The 2911-nt window shown below is 44.0% G+C and carries 2 protein-coding genes; both read left to right on the top strand.

Going from position 1 to position 2911, the window contains the following annotated elements; all coding sequences use genetic code 11:
• The coding region (locus DSM03_RS18855; protein WP_201740483.1) for a PIG-L family deacetylase at window positions 1-1005 on the top strand (1005 nt) is incomplete at its 5' end.
• Between the two features lie 58 nt (window positions 1006-1063).
• Window positions 1064-2884, top strand: a complete 1821-nt coding sequence (locus tag DSM03_RS18860) for a sodium:solute symporter family protein (protein WP_128762978.1) — start codon at window positions 1064-1066, stop codon at window positions 2882-2884.
• Window positions 2885-2911: the final 27 nt, after the last annotated feature.

The following is a 2911-nucleotide window of genomic DNA, read 5'->3' on the forward strand; positions in this document are numbered from 1 at the left end:
CTTACCGATAAAGATTATAATGACCACGGAATGTCTGACCTGCTTGCCTTGCAAGGTTCAGCTTACAATCTCAATATTGAGATGTTCAACAAATTACAGCACACCATCACCGGATGGCCGGGTGGTAAACCCGGTGCTGATGATACCAACAGACCCGAGCGTGCAGAACCTGCAAAAAAGCGGGTGATTATCTTCAGTCCGCATCCCGATGATGATGTGATCTCTATGGGAGGTACCTTTGATCGACTTGTAGAACAGGGGCACGAAGTGCATATTGCCTACCAGACTTCAGGAAATATTGCTGTAAGCGACACCGAAGCCTTAAAGTTTGCTGAAGTTTCCGCGCTGATGGGTAATAACGACTGCGAGCGCTTCAGTAAAATCGCAGAACAGATCAAAAATAAACAACGCAACGAGGTTGATCCGCTTGAAGTACGCCAGCTAAAAGGATTGATCAGACGCTGCGAATCTTTGGGTGCCACCCGTTTTGAAGGCGTTCCTGATGAGCAGGTACACTTTTTAGACCTTCCGTTTTACGAAACCGGAGGGATCAAGAAAAACCCGATGTCTCAGGAAGATGTAGCGATTGTAAACGAACTTATTTCGACCGTAAAACCGCATCAGATTTACGCTGCCGGGGATCTCGCCGATCCGCACGGAACCCACAAAGTATGCCTCAATATCATTTTTGAATCTCTGGCTCAACTTAAAAATGAGCCTTATATGAACGATTGCTGGGTATGGCTATACCGCGGCGCGTGGCACGAGTTTGAAATGCACGAGATCGAAATGGCCGTGCCTATGAGTCCGGATCAGGTTTTAAAGAAACGCCAGGCTATTTTTTACCACCAGTCTCAAAAAGACGGGGTGATGTTTCAGGGAGAAGATTTGAGAGAATTCTGGGTGCGTGCCGAAGATCGAAACAAAGAAACTGCTCAAAAATATAGAGCTTTAGGTTTGGCAGAATATGCTGCGATGGAAGCTTTTATGCGCTATCATTTTTAAAAAGCATAGTTTCACAGGAATAGCAATCTCAATAAAACAGTAATAATTCAAAATACGTATGGTAGCTCTAGAAACACTTGATTATGCCATTATCATCGGCTTTTTTGCAATCACCTTGATCATTGGACTTTTGGTTGCAAAAAAATCGGGTAAGAGCTCCTCAGAATACTTTTTATCGGGCCGGAATATGCCTTGGTGGCTGTTGGGTATTTCGATGGTAGCTACCACCTTTTCTACTGATACTCCAAACCTGGTAACCGATATTGTACGGAATCAGGGCGTAAGCGGTAACTGGGTATGGTGGGCGTTTTTGATCACCGGTTTGCTTACCGTTTTTGTCTACGCTAAACTCTGGAGGAAGTCTGAGGTTAATACCGATATTGAATTTTACGAATTGCGTTACGGCGGAAAACCTGCGAAATTCTTACGTGGTTTTCGGGCTGTGTATTTAGGTGTGATCTTTAATGTGCTTGCGATGAGTGCCGTGACTTTGGCTGCGATCAAGATCGGGCAGATTATGCTGGGATTAACACCTCTGGAAACCATAGGTTATGCCGGATTGGTAACCGTGATATTCAGTACCATTGGTGGATTTAAAGGCGTGGTGTATACCGATTTTATACTGTTTTTTGCAGCAATGGCCGGGGGTATCGGTGCAGCGTATTATTGTGTCAACCTTCCGGAAGTAGGCGGTATGACCGGACTGATGAATAGTCCGCAGGTTATAAATAAAATCAATATTTTGCCTGATTTTGATGATACCAGTACGTTGATAACCCTGCTGATTATTCCGCTTGCGGTACAATGGTGGAGCGCCTGGTATCCGGGAGCTGAGCCGGGTGGCGGTGGATATATCGCACAGCGTATGCTGGCTGCCAAAGATGAGAATCACGCCATAGGCGCCACCTTTTTCTTTAATGCATTACATTACGCATTACGGCCGTGGCCATGGATTTTAGTAGCCCTGGCTTCGCTGGTGGTTTACCCGGATATCGCCAGTATTCACGAAGCTTTTCCCAATATTGTAGAAAGCAAATTAGGAGATGATTTAGCCTATTCAGCAATGCTGACTAAGCTACCAACGGGACTTTTGGGTCTGGTTATGGCCTCGCTTATCGCGGCCTATATGTCTACAATTTCAACTCATTTAAACTGGGGATCTTCGTATGTGGTTAATGATTTTTATGCCCGTTATGTAAAAAACGATGCATCGCAAAAAGAACTGGTTAATGTAGGACGAATTTCAACGGTACTGTTGATGGTTATAAGTTCTGCCTTGGCACTGGTGCTTACTAATGCTTATCAGTTATTCAATATTATTTTGATGTTTGGTGCAGGAACGGGGCTTATTTTTATTTTGCGTTGGTTCTGGTGGCGAATCAATGCCTGGAGCGAGATTTCTGCGATGTTCTCTTCGGGAATTATTTCAATCCTGTTCAACTTTACTTCTTTAGGTGTCATTCTTTTCGGTACAGCAGAAGCAGATGGTGTGTTACCTAATTGGTCAACATATCCTGTGATTGTATTACTTACTTCTATTGTTTGGCTTTCGGTTACCTTTTTGACCAAACCTGAAAAAGACAAGACTTTATTTGATTTTTACAAGCAAACACAACCCGGAGGTCCCGGTTGGTCGCACATTCTTACAAAAGCGCGTGCTGCGGGAGCTGCTTTGGTAACAACCAATCAAAAATGGTCTGTGCCGGCAGGAATACTGGCTACCCTTGTAGGTTGTGTTACAATATATGGTGCACTGTTCAGCACCGGATACTGGATCTATGGTTATTATACCAAAGCCAGCATCCTAACGCTACTCACGCTGATTGCAACTGTAGTTCTGGTGAAACTATGGCAGCGAATTAAAACGAGAGTTTTTTGAGTTTTTTTAAATTGTTTCTGGTGAAAA

The sequence above is a fragment of the Leeuwenhoekiella aestuarii genome (genome assembly GCF_004104055.1).
In the GTDB taxonomy this organism is placed as follows: Bacteria; Bacteroidota; Bacteroidia; order Flavobacteriales; family Flavobacteriaceae; genus Leeuwenhoekiella; species Leeuwenhoekiella aestuarii.

Excerpts from the sequence above, each read along its gene's own strand:
- DSM03_RS18860 (WP_128762978.1), top strand. The coding sequence starts at position 1,064 with ATGGTAGCTCTAGAAACACTTGATTATGCCATTATCATCGGCTTTTTT.